The sequence below is a fragment of the Lysobacter sp. SCRH-1R genome (genome assembly GCF_057747855.1).
This window is the reverse complement of the sequence record NZ_CM173227.1, coordinates 2,453,233-2,476,439: the sequence shown is the minus strand read 5'-3', so window position 1 is coordinate 2,476,439 and position 23,207 is coordinate 2,453,233. Positions and strand designations below refer to the sequence as shown.

26 protein-coding genes are annotated in these 23,207 nt (G+C 67.5%); 5 read left to right on the top strand and 21 right to left on the bottom strand.

Features of this window, described 5'->3' with window-relative positions; genetic code table 11:
- The first annotated feature begins 70 nt into the window (after positions 1–70).
- Positions 71–1,198 carry a cyclopropane fatty acyl phospholipid synthase gene (gene cfa, locus AC3ANK_RS11220; RefSeq protein WP_484171187.1) on the top strand — a complete coding sequence of 376 codons (1,128 nt, stop codon included), beginning with the start codon at positions 71–73 and terminating at the stop codon, positions 1,196–1,198.
- Positions 1,199–1,361: 163 nt separating this feature from the next.
- Here the strand turns inward: cfa and AC3ANK_RS11215 are convergent, their stop codons facing one another.
- The 15 genes from AC3ANK_RS11215 to asnS form a co-directional block, all read right to left on the bottom strand.
- The gene (locus tag AC3ANK_RS11215) at positions 1,362–2,048 is read right to left on the bottom strand and encodes a DUF2461 domain-containing protein (protein WP_484171186.1); all 687 of its coding nucleotides are present in this window, start codon (positions 2,046–2,048) and stop codon (positions 1,362–1,364) included.
- 152 nt (positions 2,049–2,200) lie between these two features.
- Positions 2,201–3,643, bottom strand: a complete 1,443-nt coding sequence (gene sbcB, locus AC3ANK_RS11210; protein WP_484171185.1) for an exodeoxyribonuclease I — start codon at positions 3,641–3,643, stop codon at positions 2,201–2,203.
- Position 3,644: 1 nt separating this feature from the next.
- A complete protein-coding gene (locus tag AC3ANK_RS11205; RefSeq protein ID WP_484171184.1) occupies positions 3,645–5,012 on the bottom strand; it encodes an FAD-dependent oxidoreductase in 1,368 nt (455 codons plus the stop codon).
- Positions 5,013–5,094: 82 nt separating this feature from the next.
- Entirely contained in the window at positions 5,095–6,384 is a 1,290-nt protein-coding gene (kynU, locus tag AC3ANK_RS11200) for a kynureninase (protein ID WP_484171183.1), read from the bottom strand.
- A 4-nt stretch (positions 6,385–6,388) separates the two neighbouring features.
- Complete coding sequence (locus AC3ANK_RS11195; protein WP_484171182.1) at positions 6,389–6,757, bottom strand: 5-carboxymethyl-2-hydroxymuconate Delta-isomerase; 369 nt, start codon at positions 6,755–6,757, stop codon at positions 6,389–6,391.
- A gap of 10 nt (positions 6,758–6,767) precedes the next feature.
- Complete coding sequence (locus AC3ANK_RS11190; protein WP_206860873.1) at positions 6,768–7,778, bottom strand: amidohydrolase family protein; 1,011 nt, start codon at positions 7,776–7,778, stop codon at positions 6,768–6,770.
- Between the two features lie 16 nt (positions 7,779–7,794).
- On the bottom strand, positions 7,795–8,325 hold the full coding sequence (locus AC3ANK_RS11185; RefSeq protein WP_484171181.1) for a 3-hydroxyanthranilate 3,4-dioxygenase: 531 nt from the start codon (positions 8,323–8,325) through the stop codon (positions 7,795–7,797).
- 2 nt (positions 8,326–8,327) lie between these two features.
- Positions 8,328–8,780, bottom strand: a complete 453-nt coding sequence (locus tag AC3ANK_RS11180; protein WP_206860871.1) for a RidA family protein — start codon at positions 8,778–8,780, stop codon at positions 8,328–8,330.
- On the bottom strand, positions 8,777–9,448 hold the full coding sequence (can, locus tag AC3ANK_RS11175) for a carbonate dehydratase (protein WP_206860870.1): 672 nt from the start codon (positions 9,446–9,448) through the stop codon (positions 8,777–8,779). The genes AC3ANK_RS11180 and can overlap by 4 nt, the downstream gene beginning before the upstream one ends.
- Positions 9,449–9,453: 5 nt before the next feature.
- A complete protein-coding gene (locus AC3ANK_RS11170) occupies positions 9,454–10,878 on the bottom strand; it encodes an aldehyde dehydrogenase (RefSeq protein ID WP_484171180.1) in 1,425 nt (474 codons plus the stop codon).
- Between the two features lie 119 nt (positions 10,879–10,997).
- Positions 10,998–11,783, bottom strand: coding sequence for an SDR family oxidoreductase (locus tag AC3ANK_RS11165; RefSeq protein ID WP_484171179.1), 786 nt, complete (start codon positions 11,781–11,783; stop codon positions 10,998–11,000).
- Between the two features lies 1 nt (position 11,784).
- Positions 11,785–12,420: an FMN-binding negative transcriptional regulator gene (locus AC3ANK_RS11160; protein WP_484171178.1), complete on the bottom strand. Its 636-nt coding sequence runs from the start codon at positions 12,418–12,420 to the stop codon at positions 11,785–11,787.
- 8 nt (positions 12,421–12,428) lie between these two features.
- The gene (locus tag AC3ANK_RS11155) at positions 12,429–12,737 is read right to left on the bottom strand and encodes a hypothetical protein (RefSeq protein ID WP_206860866.1); all 309 of its coding nucleotides are present in this window, start codon (positions 12,735–12,737) and stop codon (positions 12,429–12,431) included.
- Entirely contained in the window at positions 12,734–13,039 is a 306-nt protein-coding gene (locus tag AC3ANK_RS11150; protein ID WP_206860865.1) for a hypothetical protein, read from the bottom strand. The genes AC3ANK_RS11155 and AC3ANK_RS11150 overlap by 4 nt, the downstream gene beginning before the upstream one ends.
- 96 nt (positions 13,040–13,135) lie before the next feature.
- Positions 13,136–14,536, bottom strand: coding sequence for an asparagine--tRNA ligase (gene asnS / locus AC3ANK_RS11145; protein ID WP_484171177.1), 1,401 nt, complete (start codon positions 14,534–14,536; stop codon positions 13,136–13,138).
- Between the two features lie 117 nt (positions 14,537–14,653).
- Here asnS and AC3ANK_RS11140 point away from each other — a divergent pair, with 117 nt between their 5' ends.
- Together AC3ANK_RS11140 and AC3ANK_RS11135 are read left to right on the top strand one after the other, a co-directional pair.
- A complete protein-coding gene (locus AC3ANK_RS11140) occupies positions 14,654–14,992 on the top strand; it encodes a HesB/IscA family protein (protein WP_206860863.1) in 339 nt (112 codons plus the stop codon).
- A gap of 142 nt (positions 14,993–15,134) precedes the next feature.
- Positions 15,135–16,691: a fumarate hydratase gene (locus tag AC3ANK_RS11135; protein ID WP_484171176.1), complete on the top strand. Its 1,557-nt coding sequence runs from the start codon at positions 15,135–15,137 to the stop codon at positions 16,689–16,691.
- Positions 16,692–17,076: 385 nt separating this feature from the next.
- On the opposite strand, the gene AC3ANK_RS11130 is transcribed toward AC3ANK_RS11135, so the two are convergent.
- The 3 genes from AC3ANK_RS11130 to AC3ANK_RS11120 form a co-directional block, all read right to left on the bottom strand.
- A complete protein-coding gene (locus AC3ANK_RS11130; RefSeq protein WP_206860861.1) occupies positions 17,077–18,033 on the bottom strand; it encodes a patatin-like phospholipase family protein in 957 nt (318 codons plus the stop codon).
- 116 nt (positions 18,034–18,149) lie between these two features.
- Entirely contained in the window at positions 18,150–19,319 is a 1,170-nt protein-coding gene (locus AC3ANK_RS11125) for a phospholipase A (RefSeq protein WP_484172869.1), read from the bottom strand.
- Between the two features lie 70 nt (positions 19,320–19,389).
- The gene (locus AC3ANK_RS11120) at positions 19,390–19,875 is read right to left on the bottom strand and encodes a DUF456 domain-containing protein (RefSeq protein ID WP_206860860.1); all 486 of its coding nucleotides are present in this window, start codon (positions 19,873–19,875) and stop codon (positions 19,390–19,392) included.
- A 216-nt stretch (positions 19,876–20,091) separates the two neighbouring features.
- Between AC3ANK_RS11120 and AC3ANK_RS11115 the strand changes: the two genes are divergently transcribed.
- A complete protein-coding gene (locus tag AC3ANK_RS11115) occupies positions 20,092–20,301 on the top strand; it encodes a cold-shock protein (RefSeq protein ID WP_206860859.1) in 210 nt (69 codons plus the stop codon).
- Positions 20,302–20,446: 145 nt separating this feature from the next.
- Here the strand turns inward: AC3ANK_RS11115 and AC3ANK_RS11110 are convergent, their stop codons facing one another.
- Positions 20,447–20,929: a glycine zipper 2TM domain-containing protein gene (locus AC3ANK_RS11110; protein ID WP_206860858.1), complete on the bottom strand. Its 483-nt coding sequence runs from the start codon at positions 20,927–20,929 to the stop codon at positions 20,447–20,449.
- 146 nt (positions 20,930–21,075) lie between these two features.
- The gene (locus tag AC3ANK_RS11105) at positions 21,076–21,510 is read right to left on the bottom strand and encodes a hypothetical protein (RefSeq protein ID WP_484171175.1); all 435 of its coding nucleotides are present in this window, start codon (positions 21,508–21,510) and stop codon (positions 21,076–21,078) included.
- Positions 21,511–21,589: 79 nt separating this feature from the next.
- On the opposite strand from AC3ANK_RS11105, the gene AC3ANK_RS11100 reads away from it, so the two are divergent.
- A complete protein-coding gene (locus AC3ANK_RS11100; RefSeq protein WP_484171174.1) occupies positions 21,590–22,438 on the top strand; it encodes a tRNA threonylcarbamoyladenosine dehydratase in 849 nt (282 codons plus the stop codon).
- On the opposite strand, the gene AC3ANK_RS11095 is transcribed toward AC3ANK_RS11100, so the two are convergent.
- Positions 22,435–23,202, bottom strand: coding sequence for a TatD family hydrolase (locus AC3ANK_RS11095; protein WP_484171173.1), 768 nt, complete (start codon positions 23,200–23,202; stop codon positions 22,435–22,437). The genes AC3ANK_RS11100 and AC3ANK_RS11095 overlap by 4 nt on opposite strands.
- Positions 23,203–23,207: the final 5 nt, after the last annotated feature.

The window sequence follows — 23,207 nt, the reverse complement described above, 5'->3', positions numbered from 1 at the left end:
CCCTGCTAGGATCGTCACCGTCCGGCCTCGGCGCCGGACGCACATCGACGTCCACCCCGCCGGAGCCGCCATGTCCGCATTGCGCAGTCGGGTCGAAGCCCTGTTGTCGCTGGCCGATGTCCGCCTCGATGGCGACCGGCCATGGGATCTCCACGTCGAAGACGATCGCCTCTACGCGCGCGTGCTCGCACAGGGCTCGCTCGGGCTGGGCGAGTCGTACATGGACGGCTGGTGGCGCGTGCCGTCTCTCGACGGGCTGCTGTACCGGCTGCTCGCCGCGAACCTGGACCAGAAGGTGCGCGGGCTCGGCGTCATGATCGACGCGCTGCGCGCGCGCCTGACCAACCTGCAGAGCCGCCGGCGCAGCTTCGAAGTGGGCGAGCGCCATTACGACCTGGGCAACGACCTGTACCGCGCGATGCTCGGCAAGCGCCTGGTCTACAGCTGCGGCTACTGGCGCGACCGCGAAGGCCGGCGGCTGGAGGACCTCGACGACGCGCAGGAAGCCAAGCTCGATCTGGTTTGCCGCAAGCTCGGGCTGCAGCCGGGCATGAAGGTGCTCGACATCGGCTGCGGCTGGGGCGAGGCGCTGAAGTTCGCGGCCGAGCGCTATGGTGTCAGCGGCGTGGGCGTCACCGTCTCGCGCGAGCAGGCGGCCTTCGCGCGCGAGTTGTGCAAGGGGTTGCCGATCGAGATCCGCCTGCAGGATTACCGGGAACTCGACGAGCGTTTCGATCGCGCGTTCTCGCTGGGCATGTTCGAACACGTCGGCGTGAAGAACTACCGCACGTACTTCGAACTCGCGCATCGCTGCCTCGGCGACGACGGCATCTTCCTGCTGCACACCATCGGCACGAACCGCTCGGTGAGCCATACCGATCCGTGGATCGGCAAGTACATTTTCCCGAACTCGATGCTGCCGTCGGCCGCGCAGATCGCGCAGGCGAGCGAGGGGCTGTTCGTGCTGGAGGACTGGCACAATTTCGGTGCCGACTACGACCGCACGTTGCAGGCGTGGCGCGCGAACGTCGAACGCGCATGGCCCCAGCTGGACGCACGCTACGACGAGCGCTTCCGCCGGATGTGGCGGTTCTATCTGTCCGCGTCGATGGCGACGTTCCGCAGCCGGCATTCGCAGCTGTGGCAGCTGGTGCTGTCGCCGAAAGGCGTTCCGGGCGGATATGTGGCGCCGAGGTAATTTGCTGTAGCTCTTGTAGCCCGGGTAAGCGAAGCGCACCCGGGGAGGCATCGGGTGTGGCAGCGTTCCCCCGGGTGCGCTGCGCTTACCCGGGCTACAACACCGGGGCTACAACACCGGGGCTACAACACCGGGGCTACAACACCGGGGCTACCGCACCGCGCTAGAACTCAAGATCCAGCGCCGCGCACAGGTAGTCGACGAACTTCGCCATCCCGCCCAGATCCGTCTCGAGCGTCTTCAACAACCGCGGCCCCATCATCGTGGCGTCCTCGATCATCCGATACGCCACGAAGTTCTTGCGCTTGAGGTCGCCGGCGAACTCGAAGTCGTCGGGGAATCCGCGCGGCATGCGCGTGAGCACCTCGCTGTCGTCCAGGTCGAAGCGGCGACGGAACTTCGCATCGTGCGCGGCGGCCTTCCAGCTGCCTGGATTGTCGAGGATGAAATGGCGCACGCGACGCAGCGTGTCCGGCTGCGGATGCCACAGGCCCGCGCCGACGAAGCAGTTGCCCGGCTGGATCTGCACGTAGAACGACGGCGCCTCGATCTGGCGCCCGCGTTCGTGGAACAGCCGCGCGCCCTGCCAGGTCTTGTAGGGCGTCTTGTCGTTGGCGAAGCGTGTATCGCGCTGGATGCGGAACAGCGAACCGCCCAGCCCCTTGGGCTCGGCGCGATAGTGCGGGCTCACGCCGGCGAGCACTGGCTGGAGATCGGTCAGCAGACGCTGGAACGGCTCGCGCACGTGCGCGTCGTAGTCCGCCTTGTGCGCCTGGAACCAGGCGCGATCGTTGTTGCGCGCGATGCCGCGCAGGAACTTGAAACTTGCTTCGCTGAAATAGGTGGCCATGGTGCGTTGTTCCGGGAATCTCGGATCTGTCTGGGGTGCTCGGCTGGGGGGGCTTGAAGCGAGGGACGGGAATGGAGGAACGAGAAACGAGACAGGCGAGGCGCGCCTCCTGGCTTCTCGTTCCTTGGCACTCGTTCCTGCGCGTCCGTCGGCTATCGCAGGCTCGCCGCGATCTCCCGGCCCCATGCCTCCAGCTGATCGAGCAATACCTGTTTCGCCGTGTCCTGCGCGTGGAGGGCCCGCAGCATGCCGATCTCCTCCGCATAGCGCGCGAAGCTGTATTCCGACGCGCCCGATTCGTCGTACAGCCGCCAGCGGCGGTAATCGTTCCAGCGCGCCCATTCTTCCGCGTCCAGCGTTTCCGGCCAGTTGCGTGCGCGGTAGCGGAACAGCATCTCCGGCAGGCGCGCGTCGCGGAAGGGGAATTCCGCCAGCCCCAGCGCTTCCGGCGGCGTCGTGCGCACCTGCGGGAACAGGCGCTTGTCGCCATCGCCGATGAAGCCGTCGTACAGCGAGGCATCGACGTCGGACGGCAGGCGCTCGCGCTCGACGGCGAAGACCTGTCGCACCTTTTCCACCAGCGCCGGGCCGGCCTCGCGGATGCGCGCGGCGCGTTCCTCCGCGAGCAGCGGATCGATGCACAGGCGATCGAAATCGGGGCCGCGCAGGTGATCCCACGCGACCAGCGCCGGGCAGCGGTTGGTGTGCACTTCCTTCAAGGCGATGCGCGATTCGCCTTCGGGCAGGTCGATCGCGCGCACGTACAGGCGTTCGGCGATGCCTTCCGCGCTGAGGTGCAACAGCGGTTCGGGATCCTGTTCCAGATCGAACACGATCACGCGGCTGTCGATGCGCGGATGCCGCGCCACCGGCAGCACCGGCGCGGCGCACAGCCGGCTCGCCGGGAAGCGCTGCGAGACGTGCAGCACGGGCTTCATCGCGATCGTGTCGAGCAGGCTCGACGCATAGCGCTTGTCGCGCAGGCGCAGCGCGTAATCCCACAGGCGCGGCTGCGCGGCCTTGAGCGCGCGCGCCAGGCCGATCAACGCACGCACGTCCGACAGCGCCTCGTGCGCGTCGCCGATGCGAACGCCGTTGGCTTCGGCCAGATGCTCCAGCTTGAACGAGGTCGCGCCGTCCTCGCGTCTGGGCCACGCCACGCCGTCGGGCCGGATGGCATGCGCGAGCCGCAGCACGTCGAGCAGGTCCCAACGCGAATTGCCGCCGCGCCACTCGCGTTCGTACGCATCGAAGAAGTTGCGGAACAGACCGTGGCGCACGAACTCGTCGTCGAAGCGCAGCGAGTTGTAGCCGACCGAGCACGTTTCCGGCCGCGCCATTTCCTCGAAGATCAACGCGAACGCCGCCGCCTCGCCCATGCCTTCGCGCAATGCGTGCTGCGGCGTGATGCCGGTGACCATGGTCGCGCCGGGCGAGGGCAGCAGGTCGTCGGCGGGACGCACGAAGACGCTGATCGGCGTCTCGATCTGGTTCAGGTCGCAATCGGTGCGGATCGCCGCGAACTGCGCGATGCGGCTGGTGCGCGGATCGGCGCCGAAGGTTTCCAGGTCGTAGAAAAGAAAACTGCCCGCCACGTCACGCGTCCACCGGCAGCGGCGACAGACGTTCGCGCACGACCGCATCGACCGCAGTCCAGTCGAGCGTGTCGAGGGAATCGTGACCGCGCGTGAGTTCGACCAGCAGCTCGCGCTGCTGCCGCCCGCGCTCCAACGCCACCGCGTACGGGATGCGGTGGAACGTCACCATCGCGTAGCGCGGCATGAAGCGTTCGGGATGACGTTCGGCGAGGGCGCGTTCGAGCGCGCGCTGCAGCAGGTAATCGTCGTCGTCGACGCGATCGCGCATTTCCAGGTAGTTCTCCAGCGCCATCTGCTGGATCGCGCGCGCATTGGGCAGTCGGTCGGCCTGGAACGCGGCGAACGCCGCCGCGCGATCGGTGTGCGCGTCGAGCTGTTCGGCGAGCGCGACGCAGTCCTCGAACGCGCAGTTCATGCCTTGCCCATGGAACGGCACCATCGCGTGCGCGGCGTCGCCGAGCAGCACGGCGCGGCCGTCGAGATGCCAGCGGTCGAGGTAAAGCGTCGCGAGGATGCCGGTGGGATTGCGTTCGAAATCGCGCTCGAGATCGGGAATCAGCGGCAGCGCGTCGACGAAATCGCGCTGGAACAACGCGCGTGCGTCTTTGCCGTCGTGCACGTTCGCGAAACTCGGGTCTCCTTCGTTCGGCAGGAACAGGGTGACGGTGAAGGTGCGTTCGTCGTTCGGCAGCGCGATGCACATGTAGCGGCCACGCGGCCAGATATGCAGTGCGTTGGGTTCGATGCTGAAGCCGCCGTCCGGCGCGGGTGGGATCTCCAGTTCCTTGTACGAATGCCCGAGCGACTCGGTACGTTCGCCAAGATCGACCTGCTTCGCCATCGCCGCGCGCAGCGCCGAGCCCGCACCGTCGGCGCCGACCAGCGATTCGAACGTCGCGCGGTGCGTGCTGCCGTCGCGCGGGTCGGTGAAGGTCGCGATTCGCGCGTCGAAGTCGACGTCAGACAGTCCGCGATCGAAATGCAATCGCGCGCCGGCGCCTTCGGCGATGTCGAGCAGGACAACGTTGAGTTCGCCGCGGTGCACCGACCAGATCACTTCGCTGTCGTCGCGGCCGTAACGCTGCAGGTCGGTGCGTCCGTCGAGGAAATGCACCATGCGCCCGCGCATCATCACCGCGTGCTCCATCACGGCGTCGTCGGCGCCCGCGAGTCGCAGCGCGTGGCGGCCGCGTTCGGCCAGCGCGAGGTTGATCGAGCGCCCGCCGCCGTAGCCCTGAACGCGCGGATCGCCTCGCTTCTCGTACACGTCCACGCGCCAGCCGCGCTGCACGAGCAACGTGGCGAGGACCGCGCCCGCGAGGCCGGCTCCGATGAGGGTGATGTGGCGGTTGTCGGATGTCGTCACGTTCCATTCCTAATGCTGTCACTCCCGCGCAGGCGGGAATCCAACTGCCAGCCCACCGCAGGATCGTACGAAGGCAAAGCGCTCAACGAGCGTCCCGCCAGCTTTCGACTGCCCGCACGAACCGCAACACATCCGCATGCGTGTTGTAGAGCGGCGCCGGCGAGATGCGGATCACGTCGGGTTCGCGCCAGTCGCCGAGCACGCCCCTGGTGGCGATGTAATCGAACAGTGCGCGCCCCGCGTCGCGGCCGGTGAGACCGCGTCCGCCGATCACGCGCAGCGACAGCTGGCAGCCGCGTTGCGCGGGATCCGCGGGCGTGACGATCTGCAGCGTGCCGTCCAGGCGCTGGCGGATCAGCGCTTCGAGATATCCCGTAAGGCGCAGCGACTTCGCGCGCAGCGCCGGCATGCCGGCGGCGTCGAACAGCTCCAGCGACGCGCGCAGCGGCGCCATGCCGAGGATCGGCGGATTGCTCAGCTGCCAGCCGTCGGCGCCCGGCGTCGGCACGAAGTGCGGGCCCATGCGGAAGCGCGTGCCCTGTTCATGCCCCCACCAACCGGCGAAACGCGGAACGTCGCTGTGCGCGTGACGCTCGTGCACGAAGCAGCCCGCGACCGCGCCCGGCCCGCTGTTGACGTACTTGTAGTGGCACCACACGGCGAAGTCCGCGTCGCTGTCGTGCAGCGCGAGTTCGAGATTGCCGACCGCGTGGGCGAGATCGAAACCGCACACCCCGCCGTGCTCGTGCGCCAGTCGTGCGATGCGCGCCAGATCGAACGCCTGTCCGGTGCGGTACTGCACGCCCGGCCACAGCACGAGGGCGACGCGTGCAGCGTTCGACGCGATCGCGTGTTCGATCGCCTCCATCGATGTCGTGCCGTCCTCGCGATCGGGCTGCACTTCGATCAGGTCCGTCGCCGGGTCGAAGCCGTGGAAGCGGATCTGCGATTCCACCGCGTAACGATCGGACGGGAACGCGCCGGCCTCGATCAGGATCGCGGGCCGTTCGCGCGTGGGGCGGTAGAAGCTGACCATCATCAGGTGCAGGTTCACCGTGAGCGTGTTCATCGCCACCACTTCCAGCGGCTTCGCGCCGACCAGTCGCGCCAGCGATTCGCGTACCAGCTCGTGATACGGCATCCACTGCGCCTGTCCGGTGAAGTGGCCTTCGACCGCTTCGTGCGCCCACTTGTCCAGCACCTCCTCGACGTGCGCTCGCGCGCCGCGCGGCTGCAATCCAAGGGAATTGCCGACGAAATACGCCTGGTCGGCGCCGTCGTGTCGTGGAATGAGGAACTGCGTGCGCATCGAACGCAACGGGTCGGCGGCGTCCTGCGCGAGGGCGTGGGAATCGGAGTACAGGTCGGTCATCGGGTCAGTCGTTGGGCGCGTCGATCACGCGCTTGGTGTAGGTGCGCGCGTCGAGTTCGTCGACCTCGACGCACAGTTGCGTGGACGGCGGGCAGTCCGTGAGCACGGACGAGAGCGCGGCGATGATGATCTCGGCGAACGCCTTGCGCGTGGCATCGTCGCGACCGGGGAGCACCTTCAGCTGCACGTGGATGAACGCGCGGCCGGTATCGGCGGTGCCGACGCGGTAATCGTCGAGCCGCAACGCGCGGCTCTTGATGGCGTGCTCGTCGAAATGCCCGCTGTCGGCGAGGCCCTGGTTGATCGCGCGCAGCGCCGTGGTCGGATTGAATTCCGCGAGGTTCACCGTGTACTGCAGCGTGACATGCGGCATGTGCGTGGTCTCAGGCGAACCGCGCCATCGAGAGTCCCAGCCATTCCAGCGCGGTGCCGTGGTACAGGCGCGCGCGCTCGGCATCGGTCAGCTCGAGCGCGGCGATGCCGGCGCCGGGTTCCTGTTCGCCGAGCGGGAAGGGGTAGTCGGTGCCGAGCATCACGCGATCCACGCCGCAGGTATCGAGCAGGTACCGCAACGCGCGCGGATCGGCGACCCACGAATCGAAGAACAGCTGGTCGAGGTATTCGCGCGGATTGCGCGGATTGTCGGTGGCGACGAGGTCCGGCCGCATGTTGAAGCCGTGTTCGATGCGGCCGATCGTGTACGGGAAACTGCCGCCGCCATGCGCCATGCAGACCTTCAGGTTCGGCACGCGTTCGAGCACGCCGCCGAAGATCAGGCAGCATGCCGCGCGCGACTGCTCCGCCGGCATGCCGACCAGCCACGGCAGCCAGTACTTCGGCATCGTCGCCGCGCCCATCATGTCCCACGGATGCACGAGGATCGCGGCGCCGAGTTCGCCGGCCGCCTGAAAAAAATCGAACAGCTCCGGCGCGTCGAGGTTCCAGTCGTTGATGTGGCTGCCGATCTGCACGCCCTGCAGGCCGAGCTGGTCCATGCAGCGTTCCAGTTCCTGGATCGCCAGTCGGGGCGATTGCAGTGGCACCGTGCCGATGCCCGCGTAATGGCGCGGGTATTCGCGGCAGGCTTCAGCCATGTGCTCGTTGAGCGCCTGGTGCAGCTCCAGCGCATGGTGCGGCTTGGCCCAGTAGCTGAACATCACGGGCACGGTGCTGATCACCTGCACCTGCACGCCGAAGCGCGCGTAATCGTCGATGCGTTCCTGCGGGTCCCAGGTCTTCGACCAGATCTCGCGGAAGAACTTGCCGTCCTTGTAGATGCGGTGGCGCCCGTCCTCGGTGTGGTGGATCACCGGGAAACGGTCGTCGCCGTACTTGCGCGCCAGGTTGGGCCAGTCGCGCGGAAGGTAATGGGCGTGGGTGTCGATCTTCAGCATGCGCGATGGTGCGTCCTCAGGTATCCGGCATCACGTACTTCGACGGCGCCGGGTTCAGGTGCCCGCACTCACGGCACGTGCGATGTTCGCGCGAGGCGTAGAAGCGGTCGAACACCGGCGGGAAATCCGTTTCGATGTTGCGCAACGGGAAGAACTCCTCGTACAGCTTGTGGTTGCAGCGTTCGCAGAACCACATCAGGCCTTCGAGTTCTTCGGGGCGGCGGCGCCGTTCGATCACCAGTCCGATCGACTCCGGCATGCGCTGCGGCGAATGCGGCACGCGCGGCGGCAGCAGGAAGATCTCGCCGGCCTTGATCGGAATGTCGCGCGCCTTTCCGTCCTCCTGGATGCGCAACACCATCTCGCCTTCGAGCTGGTAGAACCACTCGGCGCCTTCGTCGAAGTGGTAGTCGGTGCGCTGGTTCGGGCCGCCGACGACCATCACGATGAAGTCGCCGACGTAGATCACCTTGTTGCCCACCGGCGGCTTGAGCAGATGGCGGTGTTCCTCGATCCAGGCGTGCAGGTTGATCGGGCCGGGCAGCATGGTTACTCCGATGCTCCAGAGGAGGACGGCGCGCCGCGCACGACGGCGGTGCACTTGAGTTCGATCGCGATCGGCGTCGGCAACGCGGTGATGCCAAGCGTGGTGCGGCACGGCGCGGTGTCGATGTCGGGGAAATACTCGGCCCAGACGGCGTTGTAGGCCTTGAAGTCGCGCGCCATGTCGGTGAGGTAGACGGTCACGTCGACCAGGTCCTCCCAGCGCGCACCGCTGGCTTCGAGAACCGTGCGCACGTTGGCGAAGACCGCGCGCGTCTGCGCGTCGATGTCGTACGCGATCAGCCGCCCGTCCGCGTCGTGCACGTTGCCGACGATCGCGTTGCTGGCGGGATCGCGCGGGCCGATGCCCGAGAGGAACAGCAGCTCACCCACGCGCCGCGCATGCGGATACTGGCCCACGGGCCTCGGTGCGGCGTCGGCGCGGATGACGTCGTTCATCGCGGCGAATCCCCGCGGAAGCCGTTCACGCGCTCGATCGCGCCCTTGTACAGCGCGTCGAGCGAGTCGTACGAATCGACGTTGATGCCCATGTCGTGCACCAGGCCGTTGCGCAGGCTGTAGACCCAGCCGTGCACCGACAGCTCCTGGCCGCGCGTCCATGCGTCGCGGACGATCGTGGTCAGGCACACGTTCTGCACCTGTTCGATCACGTTGAGTTCGCACAGACGGTCGTGGCGTTCGCTTTCGTGCGCGTGTCCGATGCAGCCGTTGTGCTTGTCGGCCACGTCGGACACGTGGCGCAGCCAGTTGTCCGCAAGCCCGACGCGATGGCCATGCAAGGCCGCATGCACGCCGCCGCAACCGTAATGGCCGACGACGAGGATGCGCTTGACCTTCAGTACGTCCACCGCGAACTGGATCACCGACAAGCAGTTCAGGTCGGTGTGCACGACGACGTTGGCGATGTTGCGATGGACGAACACCTCGCCCGGCGCCATGTCGATGATCTGGTTGGCGGGCACGCGCGAGTCGGAGCAGCCGATCCACAGGTATTCCGGCGCCTGCTGCAGCGAAAGGCGCTGGAAGAAGCCGGGGTCTTCGCGCTGGATCCGTTCGGACCATTCGCGGTTCTTCTCGATGAGTTCGGACAGCGGGTTGGTTGTCATCCAATTCAATCCAGTTGCAGGCCGACGTTCTTGGCGTCGGTGAAAAACCGCATGGCCTCGAAGCCGCCTTCGCGGCCGAGACCGGACGCGCCCGAGCCGCCGAACGGCGTGCGCAGGTCGCGTTGCAGCCAGGTGTTGATCCAGACCATGCCGGCGCGCAGCTGCGCGGCCAGGCGATGCGCGCGGCGCAGGTCGCGCGTCCATATGGACGCTGCGAGGCCGTACTCGCCCGCGTTGGCGAGCGCGAGCGCGTGGGTGTCGGTGTCGAACGGTTGCAAGGTCACGACGGGGCCGAAGATTTCCTCGCGATTGCTCGCGCAGTCCGGGCCGAGGTTCTCGATGACGGTCGGCGCGACGAACCAGCCGGGGCGATCGAGCGCCGCGCCGCCGCACAGCACCTTGCCGCCTTCCTCGCGCGCACGCTGCAACGCGTTCATCACCTTGTCGAAGTGCGCGCGGGACACGAGCGGGCCGAGCTGGTTGTCCTCGTCGATCGGATCGCCCACGCGCAGCTGCTGCGCGCGTTCGACCAGCGTGTCGCGGAACTCGGTGTAGATGCCGCGTTCGACCAGCATGCGCGAACCGCACAGGCAGATCTGCCCGGAATTCTGGAACGCCGAACGGACCAGCGTGTCGAGGTGATCGCGCCAATCGCTGTCGGCGAAGACGAGCGTCGGATTCTTGCCGCCGAGTTCGAGCGACACCTTTTTCAGCAGCGGACCCGCGATGCCGGCGATGCGGCGGCCCACGGCCGTGCTGCCGGTGAAGGAGATCGCCTTCACGCGTGCATCCGTGACCAGCGGTTCGCCGACGTCCGGACCCAAGCCGTGCACGATGTTGAGTACGCCTTTGGGAAAGCCGATTTCTGCCGCGAGTTCGCCCAGCATCGTCGCCGTTACCGGCGTCACTTCCGACGGCTTGGCGACCACCGTGTTGCCGGCCGCGAGCGCCGGCGCGATCTTCCACGTGAACAGGTACAGCGGCAGATTCCACGGCGAAATGGTGCCGACCACGCCGAGCGGCTGGCGCAGCGTGTAATTCAGGCCGGCCTGGCCGTGGTGCGATTCGCTGGCGAACTGCGTGGCCGCGTGCGCGAAGAAGCGCAGGTTGCTGATCGCGCGCGGGATCTCGGCTTCACGCGCGAGCTTGATGGGTTTGCCGCCGTCGCGCGATTCGGCGTGGGCGAAGTCGTCGAGCTTGGCTTCCAGCGCGTCGGCGAGTTTCTCCAGCCAACGCGAGCGTTCGCTGTGGGGCAGGGCGGACCAGGCGGGGAAGGCGGCTTCGGCGGCGCCGATCGCGGCGTCGACATCGGCGGCATCGCCGAGCGCGACGTCTGCGTAGGCCTTGCCGTTCGCCGGATCGAACACTTCGCCCCACCGACCCGACGTCGGCTCGCGTGGTTCACCGGCGATGAAGTGGCGAAGGCGCATGGGGCTAGCTTAACAGTGCGGGTGGGACGTGCTGATCAGTATGGTGGTGTCCCGCACTTTGCCGCCGGTCCGGAACACCATCCGCCCCGACCCTTCGCTTGAAGGGAAGGGCTTTCACGTCACAGCGACCGGGTCCGTCCGCCGTCCACCGGCAGGTTCACGCCAGTGATGTACGAGGCCGCCGGCGAACACAGGAAAGCGATCGCCGCGGCGGTTTCCTCCGGCCGCGCGAAGCGGCGCATCGGGATTTCCGACACCATCTTCTCGAACACGTCCTCGCGGCTGCGGCCGGTCTTGGCCGACGTGTTGTCGATGATCTGCTCGATGCGCGGCGTTTCGGTCGAACCCGGCAGCACATTGTTGACGGTGATGCCCCTGGGCGCGAGTTCCGTCGCCAGCGTCTTGGCCCAGCTCGCCACCGCCCAGCGCGTGGTGTTGGACACGCCCAGGCCCTGCAGCGGTTCCTTCACCGACGTCGAGATGACGTTGACGATGCGGCCGTAGCCATCGCGCTCCATGCCGGGCACGACGGTTTCGGCGAGCACGTGGTTGGCGATGAGGTGCTGGCGATAGGCCGCTTCGAACGCCGCGATCTCGGCGCCGTGCACCGGGCCGGGCGGCGGACCGCCGCTGTTGTTGACCAGCACGTGCACCGGCGTGGCGGACACCAGCGCCTGCACTTTCGTGCGCAAGGTATCGGTGTCGGCGCTGTCGACGGCGATCCAGCCGTGTGTCTGGCCCTTGTCGGACGCGAGCGTGCCGACGAGTTCGCGAAGGCGCTCTTCGCGGCGCGCGAGCAGGGTGACGTTCGCGCCGAGTTCGGACAGCGCCCGCGCCGCCGCGAGGCCGATGCCCTGGCTGGCGCCGCAGACCAGCGCGTGCTTTCCGGTGAGGTCGAGGTCCACGTCAGTCTCCCTTGGATTCGATGGCCATGCGGTCGCGCATCAATGCCGCGGTCTCGCGGCTGGCTTCGCGCGATTGCGCTGCCAGCTGCGAAGCCACCGATTCGCGATTGCCCATGGGGTGGTTCTGGCTGAGCTTGAACTTCAGCGCGATCTCGTTCGCGACGAAGCGGAAACCGACGATGCCGCGCAGTTGCCGGCGAAGATCGTCGCGTTCGAATTCGAAACGCCAGTCGCCGCCGACGGTGGCTTCGTGGTCGATGCTCAGTCCGTCGACGACGTCGGCCAGCGCGCGCTCGTCGTCGAACGTCGACAAGGTGCCGCGCAGGTGCGCGACCGCGTAATTCCACGTCGGTACGCGGGCGGCGGCTTCCTTGTCGGGATACCAGCCGGGCGAGACGTAGGCGTGCGGGCCGTGGAAGATCGCCAGCGCGGGGCCGGCGTGCGTCGCCTGCGGATTGGGGCGCGCCCAGTGGCCGATCAGTTCGACGCCGTTCCCGTTGCGTCGATACAGCACGGGAAGGTGGCTGACGGTCGGCTCGCCATCGCGCACGGTGATCAGGGTGATGAAGCGATCGCGTCGCGCCAGTCGGTCCAGCGCTTCGAGATCGTGTTCGGCGAAGGCGCGGGGCAGGTACATGCGGTCGCTCAGTGGCGCAAGGGAAGCTGCTGGACCATCTGCGGGCGCAGCACCTCGAGGCCTTCGCCGCTGGGCGGCGCGAGTTCGTCGAGCGAGAAGCCGCGTTCGCGCGCATCGTCCTCATCGAGGCCGTCGAGCGCGACGAACTCCGCATCCATCAGTGCGGCGCGCGCACTGTCCTCGCTGTCGTACGGCTGGCTGATGCCGTCGCTGTCGAGCACCTCCGCGGTGCCCGCATCGAGCACGCGCAGGCGCGCCCAGATCACGGTGCGGCCGATGGTCGCGATCCACCACTGGTCGTTGACGTTGTCGTTCATCCGATCACCACCGCAAGCAGCCAGAGCAGGGCGGCGCACACCAGGCCGCCGATGATGGTCAGCAGCGAGATCCGCGCCGGACTCGCCAGACCGTTGAGGTTGCCGTCGTTCGCCGTCAGGTAACCGCGACGCAGCAGCCAGCGCCAAGCCGACGGCCGTGCGAACGCGCCTTCGCCCAGCTGCGATTGCAACTGCGGATGGCGGTCGCGGATGTGCACCAGCGACAGCGGCCAGAAGATCACGAACGCGCAGAAGCCGGCGATGGCGATGGCGACGAAGAGCAGGGAGAAGAAGAGGATCATTGATTGCCGTGATTCGTAATTCGTGATTCGTGATTCGAAAGGCGGGCGGTGTGCTGTTACGGATCACCCATCCCGAATCACGAATCACGGCTTCGATCAGAACTCCGCATGCCCCGGCGCACGCGGGTACGGGATCGCGTCGCGGATGTTGGAAAGTCCGCACACGTACACGACCAGGCGCTCGAAACCGAGGCCGAAACCGGCGTGCGGCACGGTGCCGTAGCGGCGGAAATCGCGATACCAGCCGTAGTGCGCCGGGTCCAGGCCGAACTGCGCCATGCGCGCGTCCAGCATGTCCAGGCGCTCCTCGCGCTGGCTGCCGCCGATGATCTCGCCGATGCCCGGCGCCAGCACGTCCATCGCGGCGACGGTCTTGCCGTCGTCGTTCAGGCGCATGTAGAAGGCCTTGATGTGCTCGGGATAGTTGGTGACCACGACCGGGCGGCCGACGTGTTCCTCGGTGAGCCAGCGCTCGTGTTCGGTCTGCAGGTCCAGGCCCCATTCGACCGGGAAGTCGAACTTCCTGTCGGCCTTCTGCAGCAGCTTGATCGCGTCGGTATATTCGATGCGCTCGAACGGCGCGTTGACGAACGACTCCAGGCGCGTGATCGCGTCCTTCTGCACGCGCTCGGCGATGAAGGCCATGTCGTCGGCGCGCTCGGCGAGCACGGCGCGGAACATGTACTTCAGGAATTCCTCGGCGACGCGCGCGTCCTCGGCCAGGTCGGCGAAGGCGATTTCCGGCTCGATCATCCAGAATTCGGCCAGGTGGCGCGTGGTGTTGCTGTTCTCGGCGCGGAAGGTCGGACCGAAGGTGTAGACCTTGCTCAGCGACAGCGCGTACGCCTCGACGTTGAGCTGGCCGGACACGGTCAGGAAGGTTTCCTTGCCGAAGAAGTCGCGACTGAAATCGATCTCGCCCTTCTCATCGCGCGGCAGGTTCGCCATGTCGAGCGTGGAGACGCGGAACATCTGGCCGGCGCCCTCGGCGTCGGACGTGGTCACGATCGGCGTGGAGATCCAGTAGAAGCCGTTCTCGTGGAAGTAGCGGTGCGCGGCCTTGGCCAGGCAGTCGCGGATGCGCGTGACGGCGCCGAACAGGTTCGTGCGCGGGCGCAGGTGGGCGACTTCGCGCAGGAATTCCAGCGAGTGCGCCTTGGGCTGGATGGGGTAGGTCTCCGGGTCCTCGACCCAGCCGACGACCTCCAGCCGGCTGGCCTGGATCTCGAACGCCTGGCCCTGGCCCTGCGAGGCCACCAGCGTGCCGGTGGCGACCACCGCGCAGCCGGCGGTGAGGCGCTTCACCTCGGATTCGTAGTTGGCCAGCTCGGCCGGCACGACGACCTGGATCGGCGCGAAGCACGAGCCGTCGCTGACGTTGACGAAGCTGAGCCCGGCCTTGGAATCGCGCCGGGTGCGTACCCAGCCGCGGACCGTGACTTCGCCACCCGCCGGGATCTTGCCCGCGAGCGCCTGTTCGACGCTGACCACCGTCATGCCTTGAATCCTGCCCGTGCCGGGCCAATGTGGGGAAAGGCCGGAGTTTACCGAACGTCCGGCATCGCGTCGCTATAATCCCTTGTCGTAACCCATTGATGTAGCCGGAGTCCCCGAATGGCCGTCACCCTCGCTCCCGCCGCTCTCGACCGCGTCCAGCGCTATCTCGTCGAATCCCCCGACGCGATCGGCCTGCGCTTCGGCGTGACCCGCACGGGCTGTTCGGGCTGGCAGTACAAGGCCGACCTGGCGCGCTCGCAGGGCGCCGACGACACGATCTTCGAGCAGGACGGCGTGCGCATCTACGTCGACGCGCTGAGCTTGCCTCTGGTCGACGGCACGCAGATCGACCTGGTGAAGCAGCGCCTGGGCGAGCAATTCCTGTTCCGCAACCCGAACGTCACCGCCGAATGCGGCTGCGGCGAGAGCTTCACCACCAAGGCCGACGCGGCCTGATCCAGCGGTCCCGGACGTCCCGGGACGTCCGGCCGGACGCAGCGTTCCGGCCGCGCGGCCGCATCCACGACGGGGCCCGCCGGGCCCGACGGGCTAGAATGGCGGTTCCGCCGCCAGCAAGCCCGCCGAGAGCACGCCCGCCGTGAGCAACACCGCAACGCAGCCGTTCGCCGCCAGCCAGCCCGTCTCGATCCGCCAGGAAGACCTGATCCAGTCGATCGCCGACGGCCTGCAGTACATCAGCTACTACCACCCCGTCGATTACATCAAGCACCTCGCTGCCGCCTACGAGCGCGAGGAATCGCCGGCGGCGAAGGACGCCATCGCCCAGATCCTGATCAACTCGCGCATGTGCGCCGAGGGCCATCGCCCGATCTGCCAGGACACCGGCATCGTCACCGTGTTCCTCGAGATCGGCATGAACGTGCGCTGGGACGACGCCACGATGTCCGTCGAGGACATGGTCCACGAAGGCGTGCGCCGCGCGTACAACCATCCGGACAACAAGCTGCGCGCGTCCGTGCTGGCCGATCCGGCCGGCAAGCGCACCAACACGAAGGACAACACGCCGGGCGTGGTCAACGTGAAGGTCGTGCCGGGCAACAAGGTCGACGTGATCGTGGCGGCGAAGGGCGGCGGTTCGGAAGCCAAGTCCAAGTTCGCGATGCTCAACCCGTCCGACTCCATCGTCGACTGGGTGCTCAAGACCGTGCCGACCATGGGCGCCGGCTGGTGCCCGCCGGGCATGCTCGGCATCGGCATCGGCGGCACCGCCGAGAAGGCGATGCTGCTGGCGAAGGAATCGTTGATGGAGCCGATCGACATCACCGACCTGCAGGCGCGCGGCCCGTCCAATCGCGCCGAGGAACTGCGTCTGGAGCTGTACGAGAAGGTCAATGCGCTCGGCATCGGCGCGCAGGGCCTGGGCGGTCTGACGACCGTGCTCGACATCAAGGTCAAGGATTACCCGACGCACGCGGCCAACCTGCCGGTGGCGATGATCCCGAACTGTGCCGCCACGCGCCACGCGCACTTCACGCTGGATGGCAGCGGCCCGGTGATGCTCGATCCGCCGTCGCTGACCGACTGGCCGGAGCTCACCTACGACGCGTCGAAGGGCCGTCGCGTGAACCTCGACACGTTGACGAAGGAAGACGTCGCCAGCTGGAAGCCGGGCGAGGTGCTGCTGCTCAACGGCAAGCTGCTGACCGGCCGCGACGCCGCGCACAAGCGCATGGTCGACATGCTCAACAAGGGCGAGCCGCTGCCGGTCGATCTGCGCGGCCGTTTCATCTATTACGTCGGCCCGGTCGATCCGGTGCGCGATGAAGTCGTCGGCCCCGCCGGCCCGACCACGGCCACGCGCATGGACAAGTTCACCGAGCAGGTGCTCGCGCAGACCGGCCTGCTGGGCATGGTCGGCAAGGCCGAGCGTGGCCCAGCGGCGATCGAGGCCATCCGCAAGCACCAGTCGGCCTACCTGATGGCGGTCGGCGGTGCGGCGTACCTGGTGTCCAAGGCGATCAAGGCGGCGAAGGTCGTCGGCTTCGCGGACCTGGGCATGGAAGCGATCTACGAGTTCGAAGTGCAGGACATGCCGGTGACGGTCGCCGTGGATTCGACCGGCGAATCGGTGCACAAGACGGGGCCGCGCGAGTGGCAGGCGCGGATCGGGAAGATTCCGGTGGTGGTGGAGTAATCCCGCCCGCGCGGATGCTTGAGCCCCTCTCCCGTAGGAGAGGGGTGAGGTGAGGGGAGGGGCGCGCGATGCGGACGCACTCGCGATGTGCAGTTTCCCCGCGGCGGAGACCAAGCTGGACTCCAGCTTTCGCTGGAATGACGAATGTTGCGGATCGAGCGACAGCCTGGATCCCGCCTTCGCCGGAATGACGGCTACTTCGCAGGTTTTGTAGCCCGGGTAAGCGAAGCGCACCCGGGTCAAGCGTGACAGATCCCGGGTGCGCTTCGCTTACCCGGGCTACAAGAGCTGGAGCCCGGCGTTCGCCGGGATAACGGTTCCCCAAGCGGAATGACGGTTCCTCGTGCGCGGAACAGCGCCCGTGAACGCGAAGCAGCCCTGACCGCTACACCCGCGCCACCAGCCCCGCCAGCGTCTTCCGCGTCTCCTCGCGCAGCAGGTAATCCGTCGCCATCGCCTCCAGCGCCGCGACGTTCGTCTCGCTCACGTCGTCCAGGTCGTCCAGGCCGGTGAGCAGCTCCGCCTGGAGACGGAAATAGCCATCGCCGATGAGATGCCGCGCGATGTAGTCCACCGCATCGGTGTTGCCGTCGAACAGCACGTCGATGATCGGGATCGCCCATTCCACCGCGCCCCATTCCTGCGCGGATTTCAGGTCGATCGGACGGCTGCGTTCGCCGGTGCCGACCGACAGCACGACGAGGTTCTGCGCACTGTCCACGCGCGCGTCCTTGCGCATCGCCTCGGCGATCGCGCATGCAGTCGGATTGTTGGCGACCACGCCGCCGTCGATCATCGCGCGCTTGCGTCCTTCCACCGTCATCGCGTGCGCGGGGAAGTACGTCGGAGCCGCCGACGAGGCGCGGCAGACCTCCCACATCCGCAGGTCCGCGTGTTCGGGCTTGAAACTCTTGAACACGATCGGCTTGCGCGCGATGGTGTCGTAACTGGTGATCAGCAGCGGGATCTTCGACTGCCCCAGCCGCGTGTCGCCGAACACCGCCTGCAACACGTCCTCGAGCCCCTTCGCGTCGTAGCGCGGTGCCGACACGCCCTGCGTGAACATGCGCCCGGCGCGCGACCACAGCCGCTGCGCCATGCCGGGAAAGATCATGTGCCGGTGCTGCCGGTACAGCTGGGCGAGCTGCGCCGGCGACAGGCCGACCGCCAGCCCGCAGCCGACGATCGCGCCGGTCGAACTGCCGGCGAGCAGGTCGAACGACTTCAGCAGTCCGGGCTTGCCCGCGCGGACCAGTGCGTCCTCGACGCCGGCCAGCCAGAGGCAGCTGACCAGCCCGCGAATGCCGCCGCCGTCGAGCGACAGGATGCGTCGCATGTCCATCGTGGCTTCTCCCTGCACGCGATCTCCAAGGATCGCCATGATGGGACAGCCCGTTCGCCCAGATTGCGACAAGGCGCACGCCACGTGCGATCAGGCGCGCGCGTGGCGGGTTCCGTTCAGTACCACTCCAGCAGCGAAATCCCCAGGCCGATGTACGTCGCGCGATGGTTGTAGTCGATCAGGCTCTCGCCGTAGCCGTCGAACACCTGCACGTGGCCGCGCAGGCTGCGGCTGATCGGGAAACCCCAGTCGAACTGCACCGCACCGTGCGAGCGGTCGCCGCCGCGCAGCGAATGCCGGCCCATCAGCGAGAACTGGTGCCCGCCGTGCACGTACACCAGCGTCGCGTCGCCGCGGCCGACGTAGTCCTCGATGTCGCGGTTGTTGTCCTCGCTGGCGCTTTCGTCGACGCGCCACCACGGGCGCACGGTCAGCGCCCAGTTCTCGCGATCCAGGCCGATCATGCCGATCACGCGGTTCCAGCTGCGCGAAAGCGGATCGGCGCGGCCGTTGGACTGGTGGTTCACGCCGATGCCGAGCAGCCGACCGTTCCAGCCGCCGAGGCGGTAATTGTTGCGGAAGGTCAGCATGACCTCCGGCTCGTAGTTCGTCTCACGGAACGGGCGCGAGGTTTCCGGGCTGTAGACCTGCCAGCGCGAAGACTGCGTGTAGGCCAGCCACAGGTCGCCGTTGTCTCCGAAGATGTTCTCCCACGCCTTGGTCTTGAAGCTGAGCTGGAACTTGGATTCCAGCGCATCGACTTCCAGCGGCGTGGTCACCGTGTTGTTCGGATTGGGCGAGGTCGGCGTCTGGTTCGTGTCGGTGGTCCAGAACGCCGGCAGCAGGTACACCGGCTTGTAGGCGCGGAAGTTGAAGACGCCGAGCTTGGAGTCCTTGGCGAGTTCCCACCGGCTGTCGAGCAGGGAACCCTTGCCGGCGTTGGCGATGGCGCGCTGGAGCGTGTCCTCCATCGGATACAGGTCGCCGCCGGCCGCGGGCGGTGCGGTGCCGGGCACCACTTCCTCGGCCAGTTCGAGGTTCTGCTGGATCGCCCTGGCTTCCTTCGCCGCGATGTCCGCGCCGCGGGTGTCGCGACCGGCGCGGCCGAGCGCGGCGTCGTAGCAGGCCAGCCGGTCGGAATCGACGTTGATCGACACGCAGGCCTCCGGCGTGGCCGGCGTGGCGGGTGCCTGCGCCAGCGCCGCGGCGGGCGAGGCGGCGGCGATCAGGAGCAGGCTGTGGCGGGCGAGGGAAGGGCGATCGCGCGGGGCTTCGTGCCAGTGCATCGGCATGGGGGACTCGCTGGGGGAGGAATGCCGGCCAGTGTCGCATCGCAACACGGCGGAAGATGAAGGGTCAGAGAATCCAGGCCAGCGCGAACAGTCCGACCATTGCGAATGCCAGGCCGAGCTTGAGCACCACGCCCAGCACGATGCCCAGCCAGGTCCCGAAGCCGACCTTCGCCGCCTTGCGCACTTCACGACCGTGAAGGAGTTCGCCGCCCAGCGCCCCGAGGAACGGCCCGGTGAACAGGCCGATGGGTCCGAAGAACAGGCCCGCGAAGGTGCCGACCATCGCGCCCGCGACGGCGAGCCGGCTCGCGCCGACGCGCTTGGCGCCGACGGCGGTCGCGAGGAAATCGATGACCACCGACACGGCCGTCAACAACCCCAGGATCACCAGCGGGAACCAGCCCACGTGCTGGAAATTTCCGGCCCAGGCGGCCAGCAGCATGCCGCCGAATACCAGCGGCAGGCCGGGCAGGGCGGGCAGCACGGTACCGGCCACGCCGACCAGTACCAGCACCCCCGCCAGGACGTACCAGAGCACCTGAAAATCCATCGTTCTATACCCCTTGCCGACACCCACTTTGCCCGGATTGCATTTTCACCAGACCCGGGTTACGTTGCGGACGCTGTGTTTGCCATGGTCACCGTGAATCGTGGCCCGATGCGGTTGATCTTCGATCCGCTACATCGTTGCACCTCGCTTCCTCCTTGCAACCAGCACGTGGCGTGCCACGTTTTCAACCCGCAACGTTCCAAGGAGTAAGTGCCAATGTCAGGTCGTGAAACCGGTACCGTCAAGTGGTTCAACGATGCCAAGGGCTTCGGCTTCATCAGCCGCGAGAATGGCGAGGATGTGTTCGTGCACTTCCGCGCGATCCAGACCCAGGGCTTCAAGAGCCTGAAGGAAGGCCAGAAGGTTTCCTTCACCGTCGTGCAGGGCCAGAAGGGCCTGCAGGCCGACGCCGTCCAGCCGCTCTGATCGCAGCTGCTCCGATGGTGGAGCGCCGCGGTCGCGCCTCGACGCGACAGCCATGAAAAACCCGGCGCAAGCCGGGTTTTTCTTTTTCGGACCTTGCCGGTGAATCCGCAGCGCGCCGTCCGAAGACGCGATGCGGCGGCAGCGGTTACTGCGCCCAGGCCTTGCCGTCGTGCACGCGCACGTAGGAACCCTCGCGGATGTTGCCCAGGTCGCGCTGCGTGACCACGGTGGTGCGCCCATCGTTCATGCGCACGTAGACGTTGTACGACGCGCCGGTGGTGTTCTTCTGGATCGCGTTGCCCGCGAGCGCGCCGCCGACCGCACCGGCTGCCGCGGCGACGTTCTGGTTGCCCTTGCTGCCGCCGGTGTGGCGGGAGATCTCGTGGCCGGCGACCGCGCCGACGATGCCGCCGAGCACCGCGCCGGTGGCGTTGGGCGCGCTGCTGCCGGTGGTGACCTGTTCGATGCGCGTCACGGTGCCGCAGTCGTAGCACTGCGCGGGCGCGGAGCTGTAACCGCCGCCATAGCTCGGCGAAGTGCTGTAGCCCGGCGACGACGTGGCGCAGCCGGCGAGGGCGATCGTGGCGGCAGCGGCAACGCCGAGCAGACGGACGTTCTGGATATTCATGCGCGACTCCTTTCTGGAGGTGGGATGGCCGGGCGTGACAGCCCCGTCGCCATGGCGGTCACGCTAGACGCGGCGCGGTGAACTGCCGATCAATGTCGACACCACGCGCGCCGCGGCTTTCCGGATCGTTCAGCCACTGCAAAGCGTCAGCGGAAATCCTGATGGCACGCCTTGCAGGATTCGCCGACGTCGGCGGTCGTGGTCGCGACGCCCGCGCAGTTGAGCGGCGGACTCGCCAGTGCGGCGTCCAGTCGTGCCCGCATGCGGCTGGCGTGCTGGGCGAAGCGCTGGTCGTCGGCAAGGTCGGGGAACGCCGGCTCCAGGTCGTCGGCCATCGTGCGCAGCGCCTTGATGTGCGGCAGCACGTCGGTGGCGGCGCAGCGGTTCTGATCGACCTTCTGCTTCAGCTGGCCAAGGTGCCACTGCTGCACGTGCATCACGCTGCCATGGAAATGGTCCCTGCGCGCATCGATGGCGCGCATCGCCATCACCGTGGCGACCACGCCGACCACCAGGCCGACGAGGAACAGGAACAGATATCGCGATGCATGGCTGCGCGTACCGCTGGGCTGGGTATTCATGCCTGGCTCCTTGGAAAATCGCGGCACGATACCACGCGCGGCGAACGGCCCCGGCGCGTGCGGCGCTTACAATGTCGCCATGACGACGTCCACCGCCCCCGCGCAGACCATTCCCGAACACGCGCTCGATCCCGCATGGCTCGAACGCTTCGCCGGCGTGGATCGCCTGTACGGCAGCGGCACCGTCGCGCACTTGGCCGGCTGCCGCGTCGCGGTGATCGGCATGGGCGGCGTGGGCTCGTGGGTGGCCGAGGCGCTGGCGCGCACGGGCGTGGGGCACCTGACGCTGATCGATGCGGACGACCTGTGCGTCTCCAACACCAATCGCCAGTTGCCGGCGCTGGCCGGCCAATACGGACGCGTGAAGGTGGAGGCGATGGCCGAACGCAGCCGCGCCATCAACCCGCAGATCACGGTGGAGGCCATCGCCAGTTTCGTCACGCCGTCGAACCTGGAGGAAATGCTCGATCGCGGCTTCGACCTGGTGATCGACGCCTGCGACAGCTTCCGCACGAAAGTGGTGATGGCGGCCTGGTGCCGGCGCCGCAAGCTGCCGCTGATCGTGGTCGGCTCGGCGGGCGGGCGCACCGATCCGACGCTGGTGCGCGTGCGCGATCTCTCGCGTACCGAGCACGACGCGATGCTCGCGCTGGTGCGCAAGAAGCTGCGCGGCGAATTCAATTTTCCGAAGAACGCCGACCGTTACTTCGGTATCTCGGCGATCTACTCGCTGGAGAACGTCAAATACCCGCAGCCCGACGGCACGGTGTGCGGCATCCGCCCGCAGGTGTCGGGCGATGCGGCGTTGAAGCTCGATTGCGGCGCGGGGCTCGGCGCAGCCACGCACATCACCGGCACGTTCGCGTTCGCGGCGGTGGGGCGCGCGCTGGAACTGCTGCTCAAGCGCAAGGGTGCATCGAAGGGTTAGGAGATCGCGAACAGCCGCATGGCGTTGGCGGTCGTCGTTCGCGCCACTTCCTCCGCGTCGATGCCGCGCAGTTCGGCGATCGTCTGCGCGACCCGGGTGATCCGCGCCGGTTCGTTGCGCTGGCCGCGGTGCTGCGAATCGGGCTGGTCCGGGGCATCGGTCTCCAGCAGCAGGAACTCCAGCGGCATGCTCGCGGCCAGCTTGCGCAGGCGGTTGGCGCGCTCGTACGTCACCGGACCGCCGAGGCCGAGCAGGAAGCCCAGTTTCCACAACTGCTTCGCCTGCTCCCGGCTCCCGGAAAAGCTGTGCACCACGCCGCGCAGCCCGCCCACGCGACGGATCGAGGCGATCACCGCGTCCACTGCGCGGCGCGCGTGCACGATCACCGGCAGGTCGAAGTCGCGCGCGAGTTCCAGCTGGCGTTCGAAAACCTGCTGCTGGCGCTCGCGATCGAGCCCTTCGACGAAGTAATCGAGTCCACATTCGCCGACCGCGACGGGGCGTTCGCGCTCGAGCCAGCCGCGCAGTTCGTCCAGGTGCGCATCCTCGTGCCGGTCGAGCAGCAGCGGATGCAGGCCGTAGGCGGCATGCAGGCCGTCGTCCCGTGCGCAGACCTCGCGCAGCTTCGGCCAGCCGGCGGCATCGATGGCCGGTACGATCTGGTGCCGCACGCCAACCTCGTGCGCGCGCGCGATCACTTCATGGCGATCGCGGTCGAACTCGTCGACATCGAGATGACAGTGGGTGTCGACCAGCGACGGCATGCGCG